Here is a 22,506-nt window from a genome sequence, read left to right as displayed (position 1 = left end):
AGGGTCATATGGGGACCACGGACGAGATGGGTGGAATGGATCACGGCGTGAGCGCCATGGAGATTCGCCATGTGGGCGAGTTCCTGGAGGTGAAGGTGCAGGGTAAGGAGCCGCGTATTCGTGCGCAGAAGGTTGCGGAGGCGACCGGCGCAGTGGAAGGCTCTGACGTCTAAATCGACTAAACGTAAAGCCCTCGGGTCATTACGACTCGAGGGCTTTACGTTGAGCTTTTGCTTCCGCTTGGAAAGCGGTATTCGTCCTCGTTCCTACAGAGGCTGGGTGGGTGGGACGCTATACCCTTCCTCCGCTCCTGCAGGGGCACCCGCCGCACCCGGACGCTCCGCTCTTCCTTGCTTCGCTGCGGAGAGCGCCCGGGGCGGCACCCTGATGTCGCTTCCGGAGGGTATAGCTACCCCGGCTGTCCGAGGTACGCGATTTGGTGCGAGCGGAGGGGCGGTGCCGTCCGAAGTGACATCAGGGTGCCCGAAGCGAAGCGAGGGCGGGCTCCCTGTAGGAACGAGGACGGTCACTGCCCCTCGCCTGTAGCTCTAACCAAGCAGAGAGAGGACTAGTCCTCGTGCGCGACCTTCACGGTCACGCCGTTGAAGGTGACGGTGTCGCCGGGGTGCAGCTGCTTGCCGCGTGCTTCCTCAATGTCGCCGTTGACCTTTACCAGGCCGTGCTGAATGACCTCGCGTGCCTGCGCGCCGTCCTCTACGAGGTTGGCGAGCTTGAGGAACTGGCCGAGGCGGATCATGTCATCGCGAATAAAAATTTCTTCCATGCTTCCTAGTTTATCCCGCCGGGTGCATCCTGGCGTCCGGTAAAAATGGGGGAGTGGTGGGTCGGGTAGGCATACCCAGGGGTGGGGTGGTGATGGTACCCTAGTGTCTTGCATCAAAAAGTGTGCATATTGCGCCGATGAGCGCGAATGCGGGCGCCCCGTTCTGGGCCGCGTCCCTTATGAACCCGAACTCACGCACGTCACAGCCGGTGGCGGGGCAGAAGGAGTAACTATGGCTGAAAAGTCCACCCTCGATAACGTTATTGCGCTCGCGAAGCGCCGCGGCTTTGTTTTCCAGGCCGGTGAAATTTACGGCGGTTCCCGCTCCGCATGGGACTACGGCCCCCTCGGTGCAGAGCTGAAGGAAAACATCCGTCAGCAGTGGTGGCAGCGTTTCGTCCGCTCCCGTGCGGACATGGTTGGCCTGGATTCCTCCGTTATTCTGCCTCGTGCGGTGTGGGAGGCGTCCGGTCACGTGGCGACCTTCACCGACCCGCTGGTTGAGTGCCTGTCGTGCCACAAGCGTCTGCGTCAGGATCACCTGCTGGAGAACTTTGAGGCGAAGAAGGGCCGCGCGGCTGAGGGCATGGAAGAGATTGCTTGCCCGAACTGTGGCACTCGCGGTGAGTGGACTGAGCCGCAGAACTTCTCCGGTCTGATGAAGACTTACCTGGGCCCGGTTGATAATGAGGAGGGTCTGCACTTCCTGCGCCCCGAGACCGCTCAGGGCATTTTCGTGAACTTCAACAATGTGGTCACTGCTTCTCGTAAGCGCCCGCCGTTCGGTATTGGTCAGATTGGTAAGTCGTTCCGTAACGAGATCACTCCCGGTAACTTTATTTTCCGTACTCGTGAGTTCGAGCAGATGGAAATTGAGTACTTTGTGCACCCGGATGACGCTGATAAGTATTTCAACGAGTGGGTTGAGGACTGCTGGAGCTGGTTCGTTGACCTGGGTATTAACCCGGATAACATGCGCCGCTTCGACGTTCCTAAGGAGGAGCGTGCACACTACTCGGCTGGCACTATTGACGTTGAGTACCGCTTCGGCTTCCAGGGTTCCGAGTGGGGCGAGCTGATGGGCGTTGCGAACCGTACCGATTACGACCTGGGTGTGCATAATGAGCACTCCAACGCGAAGCTTGAGTACTTCGACCAGGCTACCGGTGAGCGTTACGTGCCGTACGTGATTGAGCCGTCCTTCGGTCTGACCCGCTCCATGATGGCGTTCCTTGTTGACGCATACGTCGAGGATGAGGCACCCAACACTAAGGGTGGCGTGGATAAGCGCGTCGTGCTGAAGCTCGACCCGCGCCTGGCACCGGTGAAGGCTGCTGTTCTGCCGCTGTCGAAGAAGGCTGAGCTGTCTGAGCCGGCAACTAAGCTGGCGAATGAGCTGCGTGGCCTGTGGAACGTGGACTACGACGAGGCGGGCGCTATTGGTCGCCGTTACCGCCGCCAGGATGAGATCGGTACCCCGTTCTGCATCACCGTGGACTTTGACACTCTTGAGGATCAGGCTGTGACCATCCGCGAGCGTGACACCATGAACCAGGAGCGTGTGGCTCTGGATCAGGTGAAGTCTTACCTGGCTGCACGCCTGGCAGGCTAAAAATAATTTATAACATGGTCGGCGGGTAGCTTCTTAGAGCGAAAGAGGCTACCCGCCGTCGTGTATTTGGGCTACCCTGGTTAGACTGATTGGCACGTTTGACGCGAGCGAAGGAAAGGTGCACGGATATGGCTGAACGCCTCAGCGAAAAATTTGAGATTCGCCCTTGGCAGGAGGGTGATGACCTTGCCCTGCTTGAGATTTGGAACTCTGCCCGCAATGAGGTTGAGGAGCGCCAGCGTGGCCTCTTTGGCCCGGACAGTGACGCGCCGTTTAGCCGTACCCTGGTGGTGACTGTTTCGGGTGTTCCGGTGGCTGCGGGTACTGTGGTGGCTTCGCTGCTGCATCCGACGCGTCTGTGGTCGTATGTGGAGGTCGCAGCTGACCACCGCCGTCAGGGTATTGGTACTGCCCTGCTGGATGCGTTGCGTGAGATTGCGGCGGCGCACGGTCAGACGACTGCTTTGCGTGTGAAGCTGTCGCCGTTTAGTGACGGTGAGGAGTTCGCGCAGGCAACTGGTATGAAGCTGGTTCAGCGTTCCCGTATGGTGCGTGTGGAGCCGGGGGCGATTCCTCCGGTGTCGTTGCGTGAGGACGCTGACGGTAACGAGACTCAGGCGATTGAGGATTTGGCGACCGGTTCGGTTGAGCTGACCGCCGCGCTGTGGGATTTCTACCGCCGCGCCCACGAGTGGGATGTTCCCGCCGAGGTGGGTTTGGGCACCGTGAACCGCTATTTCCTCTCGGATGAGGTGCGTGCCTTTGGTGCCGTGGTGCTTCGTGACCATATTCGTGAGGCTGCTGCTGAGGGTAAGAAGGGCCCGATTGTGGCGTTTGCGGTGAGCTACCACCCCTTCGAGACTGACCCGGAGGCGGCGCTGGTGGATGAGAAGACCGCCACGGAGTTGCTGCTGGGCTACGACTTCGATAATGAGGGTGCCGTGGAGGCGATTATGCAGGTGTTGTCCCTGCTGAGTGCTAAGTACCCGGTGCTGGTTGAGGTTGACGACGCCATGGAGGCGCTGGTTCAGGTGACTGACGTACTGCTGCGTGCCGGCACTGCTTCGGTGGAGGGCGACCCGACCTATATTTACGTGACCGAGTAGATTCTTTAGTAGGTTCGTAGGTTGCCAAGTAGATTCTCGGTATCGAGCCTGCTGGCTGACTCTTGCTGAAGGGGCGGGGAAGTGGAATGCTCCTCCGCCCCTCTCGCGTACCTGCGCCTCCCCACGGTTGCTGAGCTTGCACTGCGCTCCTGTACCCCCTCAGCTGAGTCCGGTTCTCGATTTGCCCCCGTATGCCACAATATAGGGGTGAATTCTGAAGCACCCCGTCTTACCCTTCCGCCCCTGAAACTGGGCAATCTGACCGTTGATACTCCCGTAGTTCTCGCCCCGATGGCTGGCGTGACCAATAAGGCTTTCCGCCGCCTCTGCAGTGAATATGGCGGCGGCCTGTACGTTACCGAAATGGTGACTGCGCGCGCCCTGGTGGAGCGTAAGCCCGAGTCCATGCGCATTATTGAGCATGACCCGGACGAGAAGATCCGCTCCATCCAGATTTACGGTGTGGACGCGGTCAACGTCGGTAAGGCTGTGCGCATGGTCGTTGAAGAGGACCGTGCCGACCACATTGACTTGAACTTTGGTTGCCCGGCTCCTAAGGTGACTCGCCGCGGTGGCGGTGCCGCCCTGCCCTGGAAGACTGACCTGTTCACTGCGATTGTGCAGACCGCGGTGAAGGAAGCGTCCCGCAACGATATTCCGCTGACCATTAAGATGCGTAAGGGCATCGACGATGACCACATTACGTTCTTGGAGTCCGCCAAGATTGCTCGTGATGCCGGTGTTGCGGCGATTGCTCTGCACGGTCGTACTGCGGCTCAGCATTATTCGGGTAAGGCTGACTGGGATTCTATTGCGCAGCTGCGTGAGTTGATTCCGGATGTGCCGATCCTGGGTAATGGCGATATTTTCTCCGCCGAGGATGCGGTACGCATGGTTGAGCAGACCGGCGTGGACGGCGTGGTGATTGGTCGCGGCTGCCAGGGTCGCCCGTGGCTGTTTGGCGACCTGCAGAATGCGTTTGAGGGTTCGTCGGAGCGTATCCGCCCGACCCTGACTGAGGTGTCGGACATGATTTACCGCCACGCAGAACTGCTGGTGGAAACCTTCGGCGATGAAACCCGAGGCCTGCGCGAGATCCGCAAGCACGTGGCGTGGTACTTCAAGGGCTACCCGGTTGGCGGTGAGCTGCGCGCGAAGATGGCTCAGGTGCCCGACCTGGCGACGTTCCGTGAGCTGATTGCTCAGCTGGACCACTCGATTGGTTACCCGGGTGCCGCCGTTGAGGGCTCGCGCGGCCGCGCCGGTAGCCCCAAGCAGCCGCACCTGCCCGATGGCTGGCTAGATTCGCGTATCCTGGGGGACGCTGAGCGTCTGGGCCTGGTGGAGGCTGAGCTGGATATTTCCGGCGGCTAAACACCTGTACTTGTGTGCCGCGGCGTGCTGTTTGCGCGTCGCGGCACATCCTTTTTATGAGCCTGTTCGTGCGTTATTTCCCGCGCCTATAACGCCTGCAGAAGCTACCTGTTGACCCTCACCGTAGAATTGAGTTTATGGCTGGATTAATCCGCAAAGAAGACATTGACGAAGTCCGCGCCCGTACCGATATCCGCGAAATCATTGAAGGCTATGTGAGCCTCAAAAGCGCCGGTATAGGCACCTTCAAGGGGCTGTGCCCGTTCCACGACGAGCGCACGCCCTCCTTCAATGTGCGCCCGCAGGTCGGTTCGTACCACTGCTTTGGCTGCGGTGAATCCGGTGACGTGTACTCCTTCGTCATGGCGATGGAACACACCAGCTTCGTTGAGACGGTGGAGCGTCTAGCCGCCCGTATTGGTTACACCCTGCACTATGAGGGCGGTAAGCCCGGTGACCGCTACGAGGCGGGTATGCGCCGCCGCCTGCTCGACGCGCACAAGATGGCCGCCGAGTTCTTTGAACGCAACCTCTACAGCGCTGATGCTCAGGAGGCGCAGCGCTTCCTCGGCGCCCGCGGTTTCGACCCCGCCGCAACCCGCAAGTTCGGTGTAGGCTACGCCCCGCGCGGCTGGGACCACCTGCTCAAGCACCTTCGCTCCCAGGGTTTCACTGATGAGGAGCTGAAGGCTACCGGCATGTTCTCGGAGGGCAACCGCGGCCTGTACGACCGCTTCCGCGGCCGCATCATCTGGCCCATCCGCACCATCGCCGGTGAAACCATCGGTTTCGGTGCCCGCCGCCTCTTCGACGACGACCAGGGCCCCAAATACCTGAACACCCCCGAGACGCAGCTGTACAAGAAATCCCAGGTGCTTTACGGCATTGACCTGGCAAAACGCGATATGACCAAGACCAAGCAGGTCGTCATCGTGGAAGGCTACACGGACGTCATGGCGGCACACCTCGCCGGCATCACCACCGCCGTTGCCACCTGCGGCACCGCGTTCGGTCCCGGCCACATCAAGATGGTGCGCCGCATGATTACCGACGACGGCTCCGGCGGCGAAATCATCTTCACCTTCGACGGTGACGCCGCAGGCCAGAAAGCCGCCATGGCAGCCTTCCAGGAGGACCAGCGCTTCGTCGCGCAGACCTTCGTGGCGGTTGCCGAGAACGGCATGGACCCCTGCGATCTGCGCCTACACAAGGGCGACGCCGCCGTGCGCTCGCTGATTGCTTCGCGCCGCCCGCTCTTCGAGTTTGCGATTGATTCGACCCTCGCCAAGTACGATTTGGCGACCCTTGAAGGTCGCGTGCTGGCGATGCGCGCTATCGCCCCGATTATTGCCGGCATTAAGGACCGCGACCTGCGCCCCGCCTACATGCGTAAGGTCTCCGGTCAGCTCGGCCTGGAGCTCGACGAGATTCAGCGCGCAGTGGCGTACGCGCAGAACCACCCGAAGCTTTCTCGCTCCCAGCAGGCGGAGGCGCCCGCAGCCGCACCGCGTTACGAGCGTCTGAACGAGGGGCCGCAGGGCGTGCCGGGCACGCCGGGATACGCGGGCGCTCAGGGTTACGCGGGCACGCCGGGTTATACGGGTGTTCAGGGGGCAGTTCATGCTGACGCGCCCTACGACCCCGCCTACGATGCACCGCCCCCGGAAGACCACGCTGCCCCCAGCGCCTACGCCGGGCAGAACGCTGCCGCGCACCCGCCGCGCAACATTCAGCCCGCCTCACCCCAGCCGGAGGCGACCGCCCCCGCCGTCGAGGAATTCCTCACCCCCGACCCGCGCGACCCGATCGCCCGCCTCGAAAAGGCGGCGCTCGAGATTGCCCTGCAACACCCCGAGCTCATTAGCGTGGAACAGTGGCGTAACCTCGCCACCGTACAGTTCCGCTACCGAACCCACCGCGAGGTGGCCGCCGGCATTATTCACGCGGCAACCGTCATGGCGCCCACCCCCGGCATCGAATGGATTAACTGCGTGCGCTCCGGCGCTGTGGAGGGCGTACACCCCGCCATCGCGGAGCTCGCCGTCTCACCGCTACCGGTCAGCAGCGCTGAGCGGCTGCCCGGTTTTGTGACTGGTGCGCTCAACGCCCTGTTTGAACAACAGATTGCCCGCCAAAAATCCGACCTGATGATGCGCTTAGAGCAGCTCAGTGCCAACCCCGACGACGAAGAGTTCGAAGCGGTACAGCGTCAGCTTCTCGAACTGGAAATGCGCCGCCGACAGCTCAGCGCACAGCGCGGCTAAGTACGGTTCCTTGTGAATACCCCGGCTACCTGCCGAATGTCCTGTGTTCTGCAGGTTGCCGGGGAATACCGCGGGTTCGCCGGAGCCTGCACCACCCAATCCAGCCACACAGCCAACCACACACCCCAAAAGTGATGCACTTCATAGCATTTCAAGTTGCGGAGCCCAAACAGCCCCGGTATAGTTATTACTCGTTGCAAGGGAAACCAGCAACGAAAACAAAATAATCCCCCGTAGCTCAATTGGCAGAGCATTCGACTGTTAATCGAAGGGTTACTGGTTCGAGTCCAGTCGGGGGAGCAAATATAGCAGGAGCCCCGGAACGAAGTTCCGGGGCTCCTGCTATATACGTTCCTCTGGCTCGAACCAGTAACCACTCCACCCTACGTGAGCGCTGGGGCGCTCCCTTCGGGTTCCGTCTGGTTCGAGTCCAGACGGAACGTTCTCTCCAAACCGTGAACCAACCGTGAACCAGTAACCCCTCGGGCTTACGCCCTCGGCGGGATAACGGTTTTTTACTTCCTCGCGCGCTCGGAAAATCTTCGCCTCGCTGGTTCGAGTCCAGTCAGAACGTTCTCTCCAAGTCATGAATCAGTAACCACTCGGGCTTACGCCCTCGGCGAGGCAAAGATTTTTGGTTCCTCGCGCGCTCGGAAAAACCGTCACCCCGCTGTATCGAGTCCAGTCGGAACGTTCTCCCCAAGTCGTGAACCAGCAACCCCTCGGGCTTGCGCCCCCCGGCGAGGCAAAGATACTTCACCCTGCAAAAATGTACCCTGTAAAAATGTGAAATCTAACGCACAGAGAAGTTCTCTGCCCACACACGCCACACGCCCACTCGGCGCGTAGCGGGGGAGCGGCGCATCGGCATCCTCTTACGCCTACTCCAGAGCAAATCCACAGGCGCAACCAAACCCAGAAAGCTACGCCTGCAGCTCAATGCAGCCTTCAGAAAGTCGAAAATACCTGAAGAGATAGCGCAAACCCCCACCCAAACGGTCACGCGGAGGTATCATAAGGGGCTAAACTATAGGAGGTGGAGTGCGAAAAAGAAGCCTCCAAAAACACGTCACGGAGAGGTGGTCATGACCACTACTACTAATCCCAAGGCACCTAAGCGTTTCTTTGCTGGCATCAGCGGGATTAAGTCCGGCGTCGCGAACATCATCGACGCTGGCAAAACCTTCAAGACCCTCGGACCCAGCCAGGTCAAGGACGAAATCCAGATTGCAAAGCACGAGCTGAAGACCAAGGGCATCGCCGTTGGTAAGGGTGCAGCCTTCTTCGGCGTCGCAGCAGTCTTCGGTCTGTTCCTGATCATTGCGCTGGTCGCCGCAGCAATCCTCGGCCTCGGCACCGTCATGCCCTACTGGGCATCCGCGCTGGTCTTCGCCCTCATCTTCCTCATCGTCCTGGCAATCTGCGCCCTGGTCGGTCTGAAGAAGGTCAAGGCACAGCTGCCGTTCAAGCCCGAATCCGCAATCTTCGGTCTGCTCTTCGACCTCGGCGTACTCAAGGAAGGTACCGCCATGTCCGCTGAGCGCCTGAAGAAGGAACAGGCAGAGCGTGCAGAGCAGAAGGCTAAGGAAGCTGAAGAAGCAGCAGAACGCGCACGTCAGGAAGCTGAAGAGCGCAAGGCACGCGGCGAGGAAGAGCCCAAGCCGCCGACCTTCGAAGAGCTCAAGCAGCGCACCGCAGAACGCCGCCAGCACCTGGCAGCCCTGCGCGATGACCTGCAGTCCTACACCGGCGACGTTCAGAACAACACCCAGCAGGCTCTGGACGCTCTCAAGGCAGTGCCCTCCGAGGTTGCCGCAGGTGCAGCAGCTACCGGCCGCGGCCTGGCAGAGAACGTGCGCAAGCCCGAGGTTCTGCAGGCACGCTGGAAGTCCTTCGCAGCACTGGGCGCATCCATTGCAACCGTCCTGCACTTCCTGAACCGCCTGGTTCGCCGCTAAACACTGTTCGCCGCTAAACCTAGCCGCCGCTAAAACCGGTACAGGTTTAACGCCAAGCATCAAAACGCCCCGATATTCGTATCGGGGCGTTTGTGTGTCTACAGGCAGGCTGCTGGCTTCTGTTTCAACGGGAGGTTTAGAGGTAACTCCCAGCCAAAGCCGCCCGCCATAAGTCGGAGAAGGACGCAGCTCACAGGTAGAATAGACAAGTGCTGTACGTACTGGACCCACCCGGTGCACGCGGCAGACAGAGGTAGAAGCGGCGCACCGTCGCACCCGAAACCCCAAAGTCACCGACACACTACACCCCGATGAGGAGCCCCGTCATGGAACAGGCAAAGACGATTCTGATTGGCGCAGAAACCTACCCGCCGGACATCAACGGTGCAGCACAATTCGGTCACCGCCTCGCCACCTCCATGCTCAAGCGAGGCCACTCCGTGCACGTAGTCGCCGCCAGCCCCATCCCCGGCCCCAGCTACCGCACCGAAGTAGAGGGCGGCATTGTTGAGCATCGTCTGCGTTCGCACCTGCCTCCGACCCACGAGACGAACCGCATCTGCATCCCCTGGGAGATTTGGTCCGAGGTTGGTGCAATCCTTGACGAGGTGCGCCCGGACGTGGTGCACGTGCAGTGCCACTACATTATTGGCCGAGCCCTGATTTTCCAGGCGAAGCGCCGCGGTATCCGTGTCATCGCAACGAACCACTTCATGCCGGCGAACCTTGACCCGTTCCTGCCCTTCCCCGATCCCGTGAAGCGTGTGATTGAGAAGGTCACCTGGAAGGACATGCGTTTCTGCTTCTCCAAGACTGCGGTCGTTACCACCCCCACCCAGATCGGTGCGGATGCGATGCGCGACCTGGGTCATTTTGACCGCCCCGTCATGCCGGTTTCTAACGGTATTGAAATCAGCGACTACGAGTTGCCTGAGGGAGCGGACGCCGGTAAGGTTCCCGGTGAGCTGCGTATTGCCTTCGTGGGTCGCCTTGCCGAAGAGAAGAACGTGGACGTGCTCATCGAGGCACTCTCCCTGCTGCCCGATACCCTCGAGCACGTGGTGCTGGATATTGCCGGTGGCGGCGAGCTGCGTGAGGCTCTCGAGCAGAAGGCACACGATTGCGGCGTGTCCGACCGTGTGATTTTCCGTGGCTTCGTTCCGGATGAGCATCTGCCCGAGGTGTACCAGATGGCTGACGTGTTCTGCCAGCCCGGTACCGCCGAGCTGCAGTCCCTGGTTTCCCTGGAGGCGATGAGCGCCTCCACCCCCGTGGTGCTCGCGAACGCGCTGGCTCTGCCGCACCTGGTGGAGGACGGTGTGAACGGCTACCTCTTCGAACCCAATAACGCTCAGGATTTGGCGAAGAAGCTGGAGGCGGTGCTCTCCCTGCCCGCCGCTGAGCGCGAGCAGATGGGCCGCGAGTCCCGCCGTATCGTGGGCTTCCACAGTGCTGAGAACACCTGGCGCACCTTCGAGGAGCTGTACGTGAGTGACGCTCCGTACCAGCGCTACCTGGATTCGCGCCGCTAAGCTTCTCTAGATTCTGAGCGTTGAGTAGGAGTAGAGTGTTTTTCGTTCTCAGCCGCCGTTCAGGTACTCTAGAGGATGGTGCTGGCACCCATAGCGTGCCGTCACTGCACCGGATGGGGAGTTAGCTCAGCCGGTTAGAGCAGGGGACTCATAATCCCTTGGTCGCGGGTTCGAGCCCCGCACTCCCTACGGCCCCGCCCGTCGACTTCACCCACTTGTCGGCGGGCGGGGCTTTTTCGTGCCCTCTTTTCGTGCTCTTTTGTCGTGCACTCAGGGTGCCTATTTTTGTTCATGGAATGCATCAACGGTGATGAAAATGAGTAAATGACGAACGAAGACGCACCATAGCGTTCAATACGGTAGGGTTGAAGAGTCTTGTCACGAAAGACAGTGTGATGCCGCCGGTAGATGCCGATTCAGCCGGTAGGTGTTGCTTCCACACACCATACGAGAGGATCTCAATGTCGGAGAACACTCCCAACAACCCGTCGCAGGGTGCAGCCGGCGGCTACGGCTACGACGCCGGCGCACACCCCGCGCAGGATGCTTCGCTTCCGGGTCAGGCTGCTCAGCCGGGTAACGCAACTCAGGCTGCCCAGCCGAGCCAGCCCATGCAGTCGAGTCAGCCCGTGCAGCCGAGCCAGCAGGGTAATGCTGCTCAGCCTGCCGCGCCGGTAGCACCGCAGCAGCCCGTTCAGCCTCAGCAGGCGCCTCAGCCCGCTCAAGTAAACGCTAATGCACAGCCGAATGCTGAGGCTCAGGCAGCCCCCGCGCAGCCCGGTCAGCCTGCCGCCGCACCCCAGCTCGATGCACCTCAGCCTGGTACCGCTCAGCCGGGTGCCGCTCAGCCGGGTCAGCCCGGCCAGGCAACCTATGCGCCGAGCGCACCGCATCCGGCAGTGAAGGCGCTGGGTGCTACCTGGAACGCGTTCCTGGACGTTTTCTCCAGCAACCCGGCGACCGCGCACGCCCGCATCTCTTCCGCAGGTGTGTGGGGTTGGATTGTTCCCACGACTCTGCAGGCGCTGGCGGGCGCGTTCTTCTTCAGCCGGCTGGTAATTCTGGCGGCGGTTGTCATGATGTCCATGTTGGGATACATGTTTGGTGGCCGAAGTGGTGCCGCCTACGGTGGTGCCTACGCCGCACAGGCTGTACCGACCGGACGCATGATTCTGGCGTACGTGCTGATGGCTCTCGCCATCTTTGGTGTGCAGGTTCTGCGCGGTGTGCAGCTGCAGCTGACCGCGCGCATTGGCAAGGCTCCGGCATCCTTCACCGCGAGCATGCACGCGGTGTCGGTGTCTTCTTTGGCGCTGATTCCTTCGTTCCTGGTGCTGAACCTGCTCATCTTCTTCTTGAGCCTCACCCGTAGCGGTGGCGGGGCGTTCTTCCTGACCATGCTCATGGGCCTGGTGCTTGCTTTCGCCGTGTTCTCGGGCGAGGCGCTCACCTACCTGGGTCTGAACCGTCTGGGCCGCTTCGAGAAGTCCCCGATTATCATGCATGCAGCGTTGAGCACTGCTTGGGTTTTTGCCTCCATGATTGTTTACTACGTGGCTATTCGCCTGATGGGAGCCTAGTATGCACGCAATGACTCACGCCCCGAGTGCACCGGCTCGTCAGCGCTGGATGTTCCTGGCGGTTCTGCTGACCATTGCCGCCCTGATTCTGAGCGCCTGCGGTGCGAAGATTGAGACTCAGCTGGGCCTTGAGAGTGCCGAGAAGGGCACCCGTACCATGCAGGTTTCCTTTAACCTCAAGGACAACAAGGACAAGATTAGGGGTGGTTCGGAGGCTCTGGATGCGTCCGTGCGTAAGCACCTGCCCGAGGGCCTGGAATACGGTGGTATTCAGTCTGAGGGTGACAAGGCACGTGCGACCTTCACCATTCCCTTCTCCTCTGTGGATGAGTACCGTAACAAGGTTGCTTCTATCCTGAAGGCTGCTGGTTCCAAGACCGAGCCTACCGTCACTATTCTCAATACCGAGCAGGGCCTGGTGCAGGGTATCCAGGTGAAGGAAAACTTCAGCTCGAAGGAGCTGCTGGATTGGGTCCCCGAAGCTCTTGTTGTTGATGGCGTGATTGAATCCTCCAACAAGAACAGTGTGTTCAACAGCAGCGGCAGCGAAACCACTGTGAAGTTTGGCGAGAAGGAAGTAAAGAATTCCGGCGGTTCCACTATCTCTGCGAAGGACGTGCAGGACCGTGGATTCAAGGCGATGGTTCTTGAGCTTCAGGAAAAGGACGGTGGCTACTCTGCTACTGCCTCCTTCGTAGCGAAGGACATCATGAACTCGGAGACCGCTGCTGCGATCGACGCCTACCTGAACCAGGTCAAGCCTGAAGGCTCCGAGCTGAAGAAGGGTCTGGAGTCTTCCCAGGCAACCTACATGGCTCCATCTGCTTCTACCAGTGCGGCGAAGGAAGAAGTGGGTCGTACCCTGACCTTCAGCGCATCCTCCCTGGACGACCTGAACACTAAGCTGAAGAAGCTGCTGGGTGCAGGTACCACCGATTTGAGCTACACCCGAGAGGTCAAGGAAGAGTCGAAGACCTTCTATGTGCGTAAGACCATGAAGGGCGTGCTGGACTGCTCGCTGCTGTGTTCTCCGGAAGGCAACGGCCTGGAAGTCATCCTGAAGGACAGCTCCGGCCACAGCTATCAGGTTGATAACACCGGCAACTCTGGCTCTTCCTCTTCGAAGAGCGTCCTTCACCTGAGCCGTTACCTTTCGCAGCAGGTGGCTATGAAGGGCATGAAGGTGGCTACTTCCCTGGGCCTGGACGGTTCCATGGAGGCACGTTTCCTCTACTCCTTCCCGAGCTCTGACGTAGCTGGTGCAGAAGAGGCTCTGAAGAATGCTTTTGCTGGTGGTAGCAATGACGAGACTGAGGTCCGCCAGGACGGCGACGCCACCATCGTGAGCGTGAAGGTTCGCGGTAAAGACGAAGCTGAGTTCAACCAGCGACTGAATGAATACCTGCCCGAATCGAAGGTGACCGTTACCCGCTCCGGTGGCTACCACCCCTTCGGCAGTGACTACACTCTGAAGCCGGATATTAAGCTCGCTCAGAAGCTGGGTAACTACTACCGTGTTCCTTACGAACTCACTTTCAAGGCACCGACCTTCTCCTCGCTGGACCAGCAGAAGGTGAACACCCTCAACTATGATTTGGCGCGTGCCGGTGTGCAGTTCACCGTCAATGGTGGCGAGCTGAGCGTCAAGAGTGAGAACGGTGTGTTTAGCGGTAACGCGTTGACTATTCCGGTGTCCGGTCTGAGCATGACTGACGTAATCGTGGATGCGGTTATTGTGGGTCTGCTACTGCTCATCCTGATTCTGCTCTTCCTGTTCCGCAAGAAGATTGCGGCGGCTCGTGCGAAGGGCCGTGAGCGTCGTGCCGCTTCGGCTGCGGCACTGGGCGCGGCGGCGGGTGTTGCGACCGGTTACGGCGCAACCCAGGCTGACGCGCAGAACGGCTACCAGGCACAGGGCGGCTACGCTGCTCAGAATGGCTATGCCGCTCAGCCCGGTTACCAGGCACAGGGGGGCTACCCGGCGCAGAACACCGCCTACGCTGCGGGTGATGATTCGCCGACTCAGGTGTTCACCCCGCAACACGGCCTGAACTACGGCGAGAACGAACCGACCAAGGCAATGCCCGCGTATATCCCTCCGACTGAGCAGCCCGCTCAGCCGGTTCAGCCCGGTCAGACTGCTCAGCAGCCTGCACAGCCCAACCAGCCCGTACAGCCCGTACAGCCGAACCAGTTCGGTGCTGATGACGGTGACGTCCTCCAGTAAATAGCTGCCTCTAGCACCTACGCTAGTGGGCACAACCCAGGCTGGCTCCTGTGGCCCGTTGCCTCCTTCCCCGGAGGTGACGGGCCACAGCTGTATCTGGTTCGGCTCATGCTCGGCGCTAATACCCGCGCCTAATATCCGCCCGGCACGGGAAGTAGAATGCTCGGTTCCTTCGACCCCAGCAGGCTCATGGGGTTGATGTACTCGGCGGTCTTGCCGCTGCCGTCCCCGCGGGCGCCTCCCTGTCGTACTCCCCAGTACAGGCAGGGGGTGGAGCATCGCAGGTAGGGGCGCTCGCCGTTGCCGTCCGCCGCGCCTGCGACAGTGCCGATGACCTCACCGGCTGCAACCGTGGTGCCGACCGGGAGCGTCTCGTCCATGGGTTCGAAGGTGCTGCGCCGCCCATCCGGATGCGCAATGACCAGTACTTTGCGGTTGACGACCGTGCCGCTGAAAACCACTTTTCCCGGTGCCGGTGCGTAGACGCGCCGGTCGTTCTCGGGTACGGCAAGGTCTACGCCGCGGTGCCCTGCGCTCCAGCGTTGGGCGGGCTTCTCAAAGGGGTGGATCACCCGCGGTCTGGATTCGGCGGTGGGGGAGCGGTAGCGTAGTCGGCTCGCGGTGAGCTCAACCGTGTGGGGAATGTGTGCGCTGCTGGGAGCTTGCGCACTTGAGATGGCATCGTTAGTAAAACTAGCCCCGCCTGTAAAACTGAGCCAGCCCGAATAACCCTGTCTGCCCAAATAACCCTGCCCACCCGTATAGACCTGCCCACACGAGATCACAAGTGCACCCAGCAGGCAGCAGGCCGTCAGCGTTGCGTGCCGTAGCGTTGTCGCTAATGTCTTCATGTTCTGCTTCATCTTCTGAGCACATCACGAATTGCCTCGCCCCGCAGCGCCTCACGAAAAATTGTGGATAACCCCGCCGTTTTCGCCTTAAAATCCTTTATCCACAGTGCCCCTGCACACACCCGCCGCGCCTACACAGGTTTTAACCCCAATCCGGCGGATTAATCGCGGAATATACGGTACAATGTCGTATTGCAGTGTGCCTGCGCGGGTATTCTCCCTCATCGAGGGATTCCGCACAGCATCACTGACGACGCGCGGCGTGAGCGGCATCCTCAAACGGGGAGCCGATAAGGGACCTTCGGTCCACCCACACGGGGTGGTTAGGGCCTGAGCTGAACGGGTAACCGTGAACGCTAACCGCCGCCAGGAAAAACTGATAACTACTATGCGCGCGTTGGGCTAGCCCGAATGGGAGGTCCGCGCGGCACCACAAAGGAGACGACATGCCCGTCGTAACTATGCGTGAAATGCTGGACTCCGGCGTTCACTTCGGTCACCAGACCCGCCGTTGGAACCCCAAGATGAAGCGTTTCATCCTGACCGAGCGCAACGGCATCTACATCATCGACCTGCAGCAGTCCCTCGCCTTCATCGACAAGGCATACGAGGCTGTTAAGTCGACCGTCGCACACGGTGGCAACATCCTGTTCGTGGGTACCAAGAAGCAGGCTCAGGAAGTTATCGCTGAGCAGGCAACCCGCGTGAACATGCCCTACGTGAACCACCGCTGGCTCGGTGGTATGCTGACCAACTTCAGCACCATCTCCAAGAGCATCGAGCGCATGAAGGAACTCGAGCAGATTGACTTCGACGATGTAGCAGGTTCTCGCTACACCAAGAAGGAACTGCTCCTCATGCGTCGCGAGTTCGAGAAGCTCGAGAAGACCCTCGGCGGTATCCGCAACCTGTCCAAGGTTCCCTCCCTCCTGTGGGTTGTTGACACCAAGAAGGAGCACCTGGCAGTTAACGAGGCTCAGAAGCTGGGCATCCCCGTTGTTGCTATCCTCGACACCAACTGCGACCCCGACGAGGTTGCTTTCCCGATCCCCGGTAACGACGACGCTATCCGCTCCGTCAACCTGCTCACCCGCGTGATTGCTGACGCAGTGGCAGCCGGCCTGATCGAGCGCAACGCTAAGAAGAACGGCAAGGCTGAAGCAGCTGAGGAGCCCATGGCAGCTTGGGAGCGCGAGCTCCTGGAGCAGCACGAGGCTGCACAGGCTGAAGAGGCAGCTAAGTAAGCTTTCTTAGCCCACTAAGCTTTATGCTTTGTGGCCCCCGCCTGCGGGGACCACGTTCGGACGGCGCCCGCCCTGACCTGGGCGCGGCGCCGTCCGCCATTTGTACCACCGGGATGTCATCCCGATTTATTACAGCAACACAAGGAGTTCACAATGGCGAACTACACCGCAGCAGACATCAAGGCACTGCGCGAGAAGACCGGCGCAGGTATGCTCGACGTCAAGAAGGCTCTGGACGAGGCTAACGGCGACCAGCAGAAGGCTGCTGAGATCATCCGCGTTAAGGGTCTGAAGGGCATCACCAAGCGCGAGGGTCGCGCAACCGCTGAGGGCCTGGTAGCTGCACGCGTTGAGAACGGCGTTGGCTACATGATCGAGGTCAACTCTGAGACCGACTTCGTGGCAAAGTCCGACCCCTTCATCGCTTTCGGCCAGAACGTGCTCGAGGCTGCTATTGCTGCTAACGCTTCCACCCTGGAAGAGCTGCAGGCTGCATCCTACGAGGGCAAGACCGTTGAGGAGCTGACCACCGACGCTGGTGCACTGCTCGGCGAGAAGATCGTTGTCCGCCGCGTTGCACGCGTTGAGGGCGAGAACGTTGCAGTTTACCTGCACAAGACCTCCAAGGACCTGCCGGCACAGGTTGGCGTTCTGCTGGCTGTCTCCGGTGAGAACACCGACGAGATCGCACACGACGTTGCAGTTCACATTGCTGCAATGAGCCCCAAGTACCTGGATTCCGAGTCCATCCCCGCCGACCAGATCGAGACCGAGAAGCGCGTTGCTCGCGAGACCGCAATCGCTGAGGGCAAGCCCGAGAAGATTCTGGACAAGATCGTTGAGGGTCGCCTGAAGGGCTTCTTCAAGGAGAACACCCTGCTGGACCAGGACTTCGCAAAGGACTCCAAGAAGTCTGTCGCACAGGTTCTGTCCGAGGCTGGCGCAACCGCTACCGCATTCGCACGTTTCCGCGTGGGTGCATAAGGACTCGCTGCAGTTCTACCCTTCCGCATTGCGGGTTCCCGGTAAGGGAAATCGTATGAGGTTGGGATTATAGCCTGAAGCCGGGTAGTCACCACTGGTGGCTACCCGGCTTTGCTGTATCCTTGATAAGGACTAGGCGGCAGGAGTCCGCCCCGATCACCTATAACAACCCCTAGGTAAGCCACTGGAGGAACCATGACTGAAGCGAATCCCCGCCCGATGCACCGTGACGAGACCGGCCGCCGCCGCGTTTTGCTCAAGCTTTCCGGTGAGGTTTTTGGTGGCGGTGAAGTTGGCATTTCGACCGAGGTCGTGCGCAGCATCGCTAAGCAGATTGCCGCAACTGTTGGCGAGGTTGAGACCTCCATCGTGATTGGTGGCGGTAACTTCTTCCGTGGCGCTGAACTCTCTCAGGCGGGTATGGACCGCTCCCGTGCAGACTACATGGGTATGCTCGGCACCGTGATGAACTCCCTGGCTCTGCAGGACTTCCTGGAGCAGGAGGGTATTGACACCCGCGTTCAGTCGGCTATCACCATGCCGCAGGTTGCTGAGACTTACATTCCTCGCCGCGCGATTCGCCACATGCAGAAGGACCGCGTCGTGATTTTCGGTGCTGGTGCGGGTCTGCCCTACTTCTCCACCGACACTGTGGCTGCTCAGCGTGCCCTGGAAATCCACGCGGACGAGGTTCTGGTCGCTAAGAACGGCGTGGACGGCATCTACACTGCTGACCCGAACAAGGACCCCAACGCTGAGCGCCTGTACAACCTCACCTACGATGAGGCAATGCAGCGCAACATCCGCGTGCTGGATCAGACCGCGTTCTCCCTGTGCCGTGACAACAACGTGACCATGCGCGTGTTCGGCATGCAGGGTGAGGGTAACGTGACCCGCGCGATTCTGGGCGAGAAGATGGGTACCCTCGTTACTCGCTAACGCCTAATTTTCTAGGCCGGGGCATGTTTGATGCCCCTCTGATTGTGACCGTGCTCGATAGCGCGGACTTATTCTGGACGGTACCGCGCGGGTAAGCGCTAAAACTCGCTTATGCCCGCCGGTACCGTCTAGACTTATATCAAATACGACGTTCTGCCTCTTTCCCGTCGACTTCGCAGTATCCGTATGGTTTTCGCCTCGGATGCGCCGCAAACCGGTGGGGAATCATGAGGGCTGAGCGAACGCCCACCGACAATTCTGGTACCCCAGAATTCCGACAAAGGAGATCCTTTCGTGATCGAAGAAATCCTTGCCGAAGCCGGCGAGAAGATGGAAAAGACCATCGAAGCAACCAAGACTGAGTTCGCTAAGGTTCGTACCGGTCGTGTGAACCCCGCAATTTTCAGCGGCCTGACCGCCGAGTACTACGGTGCACCGACCCCGCTGCAGCAGCTGGTGTCCTTCAACGTTGAGGACGCACGTACCGTCAAGATCGTTCCCTTCGACGTGACCGCACTGGCGGCTATTGAGAAGGCTCTGCGTGACTCTGACCTGGGTGTTAACCCCAGCAACGACGGTGCAGCTATCCGCGTTGTCATGCCCGAAATGACCGCTGAGCGCCGTAAGGAATACACCAAGCTCGTCAACAGCAAGGCTGAGGAGTCCCGCGTTTCCATCCGTAACGTTCGCCGCCACGCTAAGACCGCTATCGACAAGCTCGTCAAGGACAGCGAAATCGGTGAGGACGAAGGCGCACGCGCTGAGAAGGAACTGGACGCACTGACCAAGAAGCACATCGACCAGGTCGACGCACTGTACAAGCACAAGGAAGCTGAACTGCTCGAGGTCTAAACCCTAATGAGTGCACGCAAAGAAGCGAAAGAAGAGAGAGGCACGCCGCCTGCTCCACAGTCGAGCCCGCAGACCGCTGCAACGCCGGTGAAGTCGCGTAGCGCCAAAGCAGGCCGTAACCTGCCCGCCGCCATTGGTGTGGGTGTTGGTTTCGGTGTGCTGTTGGTGCTCGGCCTGATGTACCAGCCGATTTTTGTGGCGCTTGCAGCTGCCGCGGCTGGCCTGGGCGCCTGGGAGATTGGGCACGTGCTCAATACCCGCCGCGGCTACGGCATCCCGGAATACCTGCTGGGTGCCCTGTCTGCCGCGATTGTGGTTGTGTCCTACCTGTTCGGTTTTACCGGGCTGGGCATCGCCCTGGCGGTGAGCCTGCTGGTGCTGCTTCTCTCTTCTGCTCTTGTGCGTGCGGACCGTCAGGTTTCGTTGGGTAAGTCCTTGGGCGGTAGCGCCCTCGCACTGCTGTGGGTGCCGCTGATGCTGGGCATCGCCATGGTCTACTTCCAGGCGGACCACGGCGAGCGCGGCGTCCTCATGATTCTGCTGATGGCAATCTGCAATGACACGTTCGGCTTTATCGCCGGCGTGAATTGGGGTAAGCACCCGATGGCGCCGAAGATCTCCCCGAAGAAAAGCTGGGAGGGCCTGGCTGGTTCCTTCGTCGGCTCGGCGGTTGTTGGCGCTATCGCGTTGGCGGTCATGGGTTCGCCCTGGTATTGGGCTATTCCGTTGGCGGCGGTCATGGTGGTCGCTTCGACTGCCGGTGACCTGGTCGAGTCCGTGTTCAAGCGCCGTATGGGTGTGAAGGACATGTCGAATATCCTGCCCGGTCACGGCGGCATGATGGATCGCCTGGACTCGATTCTTTTCGCTGCGGCGGCTGGTTGCCTGATTTTCCGGTTTATTATGCCGCTCTAAAGCCTGAAGCTTTTATCGCTTATGGAGGCGGGGCGTCTCTTTCCCACGAGTGGGGGAGGGGCGCCCCGCCTTTGCTGTACCCCGATGCATCAGAGGTGTAGGGGACTATATCTAAGACACCGCCCGCCCACCTTGCACCAGGTAGCCTGCGCATTGGTATTCTTAAAGTTCAATCGTCGAGAGGAGCCCACCTTTGGCAAGCACCACCCACGGAGGCGGATTTGCCCGTGCAGCAGAAACCGAACCCGGCTACAAGCGCAGTGAAGTAGACCGCCTGTTCACCCGCCTCGCCGAGGACTACGAGATGCTCAGCGGAGCCGCTGAACTGCCCGAAGACCTCTACACCTCCCGACGAATCCGCCAGGTCGTCTTCCGTGAAGAACCCGGCGGCTACCAGCTGGACGTGGTCGACCGCGCCCTCGAAAAGATTGAGGAACGCTTCGCCAAGCTCGAACGCAGCCGCTACATTGAGGCGTACGGCCTGGACAACTGGGAACGCTCCCTCGTAGAGACCGGCGAACTGCTCGCAGGCCGCCTGGAACGCCCCGCCGGTGAGCGTTTCCGCCGCCCCAGCAAGCGCCGCCACATGGGCTACTTCGTCGGCGACGTGGACGCCATCTGCGACCGCGTGTACGCCCAGCTCAACAGCGAAGAGCCGCTGGACCCCTCCGTGGTGCGCCACGCAAAGTTCCGCCCCGCCTCGGGCACCGTCAGCTACGAGGAATCCCAGGTGGACGCTTTCCTGGACCGCTGCATTGAGCTACTGCAGGATCTGCTCTAAAACGTTACGTGTTGAATCCCCCGCCCCGTACCAGGGTGGGGGATTCTTCTATGCCGAGTCCCTCTCTGCTGAGGCCTTCTAAGATGAGAGGCGGCGCCAGTACCCGAACGTACCCGCGAGCTCATGAGACACTAGAACCATGAAGTTTGGATCCTCAGCACGCGTCGGCGGCAGCCGCGACCGCCTCACCGACGCCCTCACAGAACTCACCCGCGCACCGCAGCGCGTCACCCTCCTCGGCTCAACCGGCTCCATCGGCACCCAAGCCATGGAAGTCATCGACCACCTCGCCGCGCTCAAGGGCACCAGCGCCTCCGCCGCAGACGCACCGCTGAAGGTCGTCGCCCTCTCGGCGGGCTCCCGCTCCCTCGAGCTGCTCGCCCGCCAGGCCGTGCACGTGCGCGCCGAACTGGTCGCCACCAGCGGCACCGCAGAAGACGCACAGCGCCTCCGCGAACTCATCGAAGCGGCAGCCTCCGAAGCAGGAGCCACCGGCTACACCCCGCAGATCGCCCACGGCGCCGAAGCCTCCGTACAGGCGGCAGCGCACCCGGCAGACACCGTCCTGAACGGCATTACCGGTTCCATCGGCCTGGAACCGACCCTCACCGCTCTCAACAGCGGCTACCGCGTGGCACTGGCCAACAAGGAATCCCTCATCGCAGGTGGCCCGCTCGTACGCGCCGCTGTCGACGCCTCGCCCCTGGATACCCCCATGGTGCCCGTCGACTCCGAACACTCCGCCCTCGCGCAGGCTCTCGCCTCCGGAACCGACGCTGAAATTGACCGCCTCATCCTCACCGCATCGGGCGGCCCGTTCCGCGGCTACAAGCGCGAACAGCTGCACGACGTGACCCCGGCGCAGGCGCTCGCACACCCCACCTGGGACATGGGCCTGGTCGTCACCACCAACTCGGCAACCATGGTCAACAAGGCACTCGAAGTGCTCGAGGCGCACCACCTGTTCGGCGTGGACCTGGACCGTATCGACGTGGCGGTACACCCGCAGTCCGTCGTGCACTCCATGGTGCAGTTCGTAGACGGCTCCACCATGGCGCAGGCGTCGCCGCCGAGCATGGTTCTGCCCATCGCACTGGGTCTGACCTGGCCGCACCGCATCCCCGGTGCCGTGCCCGCTTGCGACTGGTCGAAGGCGGCATCCTGGACTTTTGAGCCGCTGGACGAGGAAGCATTCCCCGCCGTGCGCATGATCAAGGACGCCGGTAAGGTTGGCGGCACCCACCCGGCAGTGTTCAACGCCGCCAACGAGGAAGCCGTGGCGGCATTCCACGCGGGCGCGATTCGCTTTACCGACATTGTCGATTCGGTGGCGCGCGTGCTGGAGGAGCACACCGGTAGCGCCGAGGCTGTCTCTGACGCTGATTTGACGCTGGATGCGGTGCTGAACGCGGAGCGTTGGGCTCGCGTGCGCGCGAATGAGCTGCTGGGTATGACCGGACGCTAAATCGCTTCTGCGGTGCGGTGTTCGTCCTCGTTCCTACA

18 protein-coding genes and 2 tRNA genes are annotated in these 22,506 nt (G+C 60.7%); 18 read left to right on the top strand and 2 right to left on the bottom strand.

The window, feature by feature from the left end:
- The first annotated feature begins 35 nt into the window (after nucleotides 1-35).
- The gene (locus ROTMU0001_RS09140; RefSeq protein WP_162013011.1) at nucleotides 36-173 is read left to right on the top strand and encodes a hypothetical protein; all 138 of its coding nucleotides are present in this window, start codon (nucleotides 36-38) and stop codon (nucleotides 171-173) included.
- Nucleotides 174-568: 395 nt separating this feature from the next.
- Here the strand turns inward: ROTMU0001_RS09140 and ROTMU0001_RS06610 are convergent, their stop codons facing one another.
- Entirely contained in the window at nucleotides 569-784 is a 216-nt protein-coding gene (locus tag ROTMU0001_RS06610; RefSeq protein ID WP_005508828.1) for an RNA-binding S4 domain-containing protein, read from the bottom strand.
- 232 nt (nucleotides 785-1,016) lie between these two features.
- On the opposite strand from ROTMU0001_RS06610, the gene ROTMU0001_RS06605 reads away from it, so the two are divergent.
- The 10 genes from ROTMU0001_RS06605 to ROTMU0001_RS06560 all read left to right on the top strand — a co-directional run bounded on the left by ROTMU0001_RS06605 (nucleotide 1,017) and on the right by ROTMU0001_RS06560 (nucleotide 14,437).
- Entirely contained in the window at nucleotides 1,017-2,396 is a 1,380-nt protein-coding gene (locus ROTMU0001_RS06605; protein WP_005508827.1) for a glycine--tRNA ligase, read from the top strand.
- A gap of 128 nt (nucleotides 2,397-2,524) precedes the next feature.
- A complete protein-coding gene (locus ROTMU0001_RS06600) occupies nucleotides 2,525-3,502 on the top strand; it encodes a GNAT family N-acetyltransferase (RefSeq protein ID WP_005508826.1) in 978 nt (325 codons plus the stop codon).
- A gap of 207 nt (nucleotides 3,503-3,709) precedes the next feature.
- Nucleotides 3,710-4,876, top strand: coding sequence for a tRNA dihydrouridine synthase DusB (gene dusB, locus ROTMU0001_RS06595; RefSeq protein WP_044142776.1), 1,167 nt, complete (start codon nucleotides 3,710-3,712; stop codon nucleotides 4,874-4,876).
- A 137-nt stretch (nucleotides 4,877-5,013) separates the two neighbouring features.
- Nucleotides 5,014-7,140: a DNA primase gene (gene dnaG, locus ROTMU0001_RS06590; RefSeq protein WP_005508824.1), complete on the top strand. Its 2,127-nt coding sequence runs from the start codon at nucleotides 5,014-5,016 to the stop codon at nucleotides 7,138-7,140.
- A gap of 227 nt (nucleotides 7,141-7,367) precedes the next feature.
- Nucleotides 7,368-7,440, top strand: a tRNA-Asn gene (locus tag ROTMU0001_RS06585).
- 785 nt (nucleotides 7,441-8,225) lie between these two features.
- Complete coding sequence (locus tag ROTMU0001_RS06580) at nucleotides 8,226-9,098, top strand: phage holin family protein (protein WP_005508823.1); 873 nt, start codon at nucleotides 8,226-8,228, stop codon at nucleotides 9,096-9,098.
- Nucleotides 9,099-9,424: 326 nt separating this feature from the next.
- Nucleotides 9,425-10,630 carry a glycosyltransferase gene (locus tag ROTMU0001_RS06575; protein ID WP_005508822.1) on the top strand — a complete coding sequence of 402 codons (1,206 nt, stop codon included), beginning with the start codon at nucleotides 9,425-9,427 and terminating at the stop codon, nucleotides 10,628-10,630.
- Nucleotides 10,631-10,745: 115 nt separating this feature from the next.
- A tRNA-Ile gene (locus ROTMU0001_RS06570) sits at nucleotides 10,746-10,819 on the top strand.
- Nucleotides 10,820-11,091: 272 nt separating this feature from the next.
- Nucleotides 11,092-12,210 (top strand): hypothetical protein, encoded by a 1,119-nt coding sequence (locus ROTMU0001_RS06565; RefSeq protein WP_005508821.1) that lies wholly within the window; start codon nucleotides 11,092-11,094, stop codon nucleotides 12,208-12,210.
- Nucleotide 12,211: 1 nt separating this feature from the next.
- On the top strand, nucleotides 12,212-14,437 hold the full coding sequence (locus tag ROTMU0001_RS06560; RefSeq protein WP_005508820.1) for a hypothetical protein: 2,226 nt from the start codon (nucleotides 12,212-12,214) through the stop codon (nucleotides 14,435-14,437).
- 131 nt (nucleotides 14,438-14,568) lie between these two features.
- Here ROTMU0001_RS06560 and ROTMU0001_RS06555 read toward each other — a convergent pair whose 3' ends face one another.
- A complete protein-coding gene (locus tag ROTMU0001_RS06555; protein ID WP_005508819.1) occupies nucleotides 14,569-15,009 on the bottom strand; it encodes a M23 family metallopeptidase in 441 nt (146 codons plus the stop codon).
- Between the two features lie 725 nt (nucleotides 15,010-15,734).
- On the opposite strand from ROTMU0001_RS06555, the gene rpsB reads away from it, so the two are divergent.
- The 7 genes from rpsB to dxr all read left to right on the top strand — a co-directional run bounded on the left by rpsB (nucleotide 15,735) and on the right by dxr (nucleotide 22,468).
- On the top strand, nucleotides 15,735-16,532 hold the full coding sequence (gene rpsB, locus ROTMU0001_RS06550) for a 30S ribosomal protein S2 (protein WP_005508818.1): 798 nt from the start codon (nucleotides 15,735-15,737) through the stop codon (nucleotides 16,530-16,532).
- 153 nt (nucleotides 16,533-16,685) lie between these two features.
- Nucleotides 16,686-17,516, top strand: a complete 831-nt coding sequence (gene tsf / locus ROTMU0001_RS06545) for a translation elongation factor Ts (protein ID WP_005508816.1) — start codon at nucleotides 16,686-16,688, stop codon at nucleotides 17,514-17,516.
- A 195-nt stretch (nucleotides 17,517-17,711) separates the two neighbouring features.
- Nucleotides 17,712-18,455 (top strand): UMP kinase, encoded by a 744-nt coding sequence (pyrH, locus tag ROTMU0001_RS06540; protein ID WP_005507067.1) that lies wholly within the window; start codon nucleotides 17,712-17,714, stop codon nucleotides 18,453-18,455.
- Between the two features lie 294 nt (nucleotides 18,456-18,749).
- Complete coding sequence (gene frr, locus ROTMU0001_RS06535; protein WP_005508814.1) at nucleotides 18,750-19,307, top strand: ribosome recycling factor; 558 nt, start codon at nucleotides 18,750-18,752, stop codon at nucleotides 19,305-19,307.
- 6 nt (nucleotides 19,308-19,313) lie between these two features.
- Complete coding sequence (locus ROTMU0001_RS06530) at nucleotides 19,314-20,222, top strand: phosphatidate cytidylyltransferase (protein ID WP_005508813.1); 909 nt, start codon at nucleotides 19,314-19,316, stop codon at nucleotides 20,220-20,222.
- 193 nt (nucleotides 20,223-20,415) lie between these two features.
- The gene (locus ROTMU0001_RS06525; protein ID WP_005508812.1) at nucleotides 20,416-21,003 is read left to right on the top strand and encodes a hypothetical protein; all 588 of its coding nucleotides are present in this window, start codon (nucleotides 20,416-20,418) and stop codon (nucleotides 21,001-21,003) included.
- A gap of 139 nt (nucleotides 21,004-21,142) precedes the next feature.
- Nucleotides 21,143-22,468, top strand: a complete 1,326-nt coding sequence (dxr, locus tag ROTMU0001_RS06520) for a 1-deoxy-D-xylulose-5-phosphate reductoisomerase (RefSeq protein WP_005508811.1) — start codon at nucleotides 21,143-21,145, stop codon at nucleotides 22,466-22,468.
- Nucleotides 22,469-22,506: the final 38 nt, after the last annotated feature.

Origin of the sequence: Rothia mucilaginosa ATCC 25296 (assembly GCF_000175615.1) — a bacterium.
Taxonomy (GTDB): domain Bacteria; phylum Actinomycetota; class Actinomycetes; order Actinomycetales; family Micrococcaceae; genus Rothia; species Rothia mucilaginosa.
Note: the sequence above shows the minus strand (reverse complement) of the source record. Positions and strands in the feature narration are given on the sequence as shown.

Excerpts from the sequence above, each read along its gene's own strand:
- ROTMU0001_RS09140 (WP_162013011.1), top strand. The coding sequence starts at position 36 with ATGGATCACGGCGTGAGCGCCATGGAGATTCGCCATGTGGGCGAGTTC.
- ROTMU0001_RS06610 (WP_005508828.1), bottom strand. The coding sequence starts at position 784 with ATGGAAGAAATTTTTATTCGCGATGACATGATCCGCCTCGGCCAGTTC.
- ROTMU0001_RS06605 (WP_005508827.1), top strand. The coding sequence starts at position 1,017 with ATGGCTGAAAAGTCCACCCTCGATAACGTTATTGCGCTCGCGAAGCGC.
- ROTMU0001_RS06600 (WP_005508826.1), top strand. The coding sequence starts at position 2,525 with ATGGCTGAACGCCTCAGCGAAAAATTTGAGATTCGCCCTTGGCAGGAG.
- dnaG (WP_005508824.1), top strand. The coding sequence starts at position 5,014 with ATGGCTGGATTAATCCGCAAAGAAGACATTGACGAAGTCCGCGCCCGT.
- ROTMU0001_RS06580 (WP_005508823.1), top strand. The coding sequence starts at position 8,226 with ATGACCACTACTACTAATCCCAAGGCACCTAAGCGTTTCTTTGCTGGC.
- ROTMU0001_RS06575 (WP_005508822.1), top strand. The coding sequence starts at position 9,425 with ATGGAACAGGCAAAGACGATTCTGATTGGCGCAGAAACCTACCCGCCG.
- ROTMU0001_RS06565 (WP_005508821.1), top strand. The coding sequence starts at position 11,092 with ATGTCGGAGAACACTCCCAACAACCCGTCGCAGGGTGCAGCCGGCGGC.
- ROTMU0001_RS06560 (WP_005508820.1), top strand. The coding sequence starts at position 12,212 with ATGCACGCAATGACTCACGCCCCGAGTGCACCGGCTCGTCAGCGCTGG.
- rpsB (WP_005508818.1), top strand. The coding sequence starts at position 15,735 with ATGCCCGTCGTAACTATGCGTGAAATGCTGGACTCCGGCGTTCACTTC.
- tsf (WP_005508816.1), top strand. The coding sequence starts at position 16,686 with ATGGCGAACTACACCGCAGCAGACATCAAGGCACTGCGCGAGAAGACC.
- pyrH (WP_005507067.1), top strand. The coding sequence starts at position 17,712 with ATGACTGAAGCGAATCCCCGCCCGATGCACCGTGACGAGACCGGCCGC.
- ROTMU0001_RS06530 (WP_005508813.1), top strand. The coding sequence starts at position 19,314 with ATGAGTGCACGCAAAGAAGCGAAAGAAGAGAGAGGCACGCCGCCTGCT.
- dxr (WP_005508811.1), top strand. The coding sequence starts at position 21,143 with ATGAAGTTTGGATCCTCAGCACGCGTCGGCGGCAGCCGCGACCGCCTC.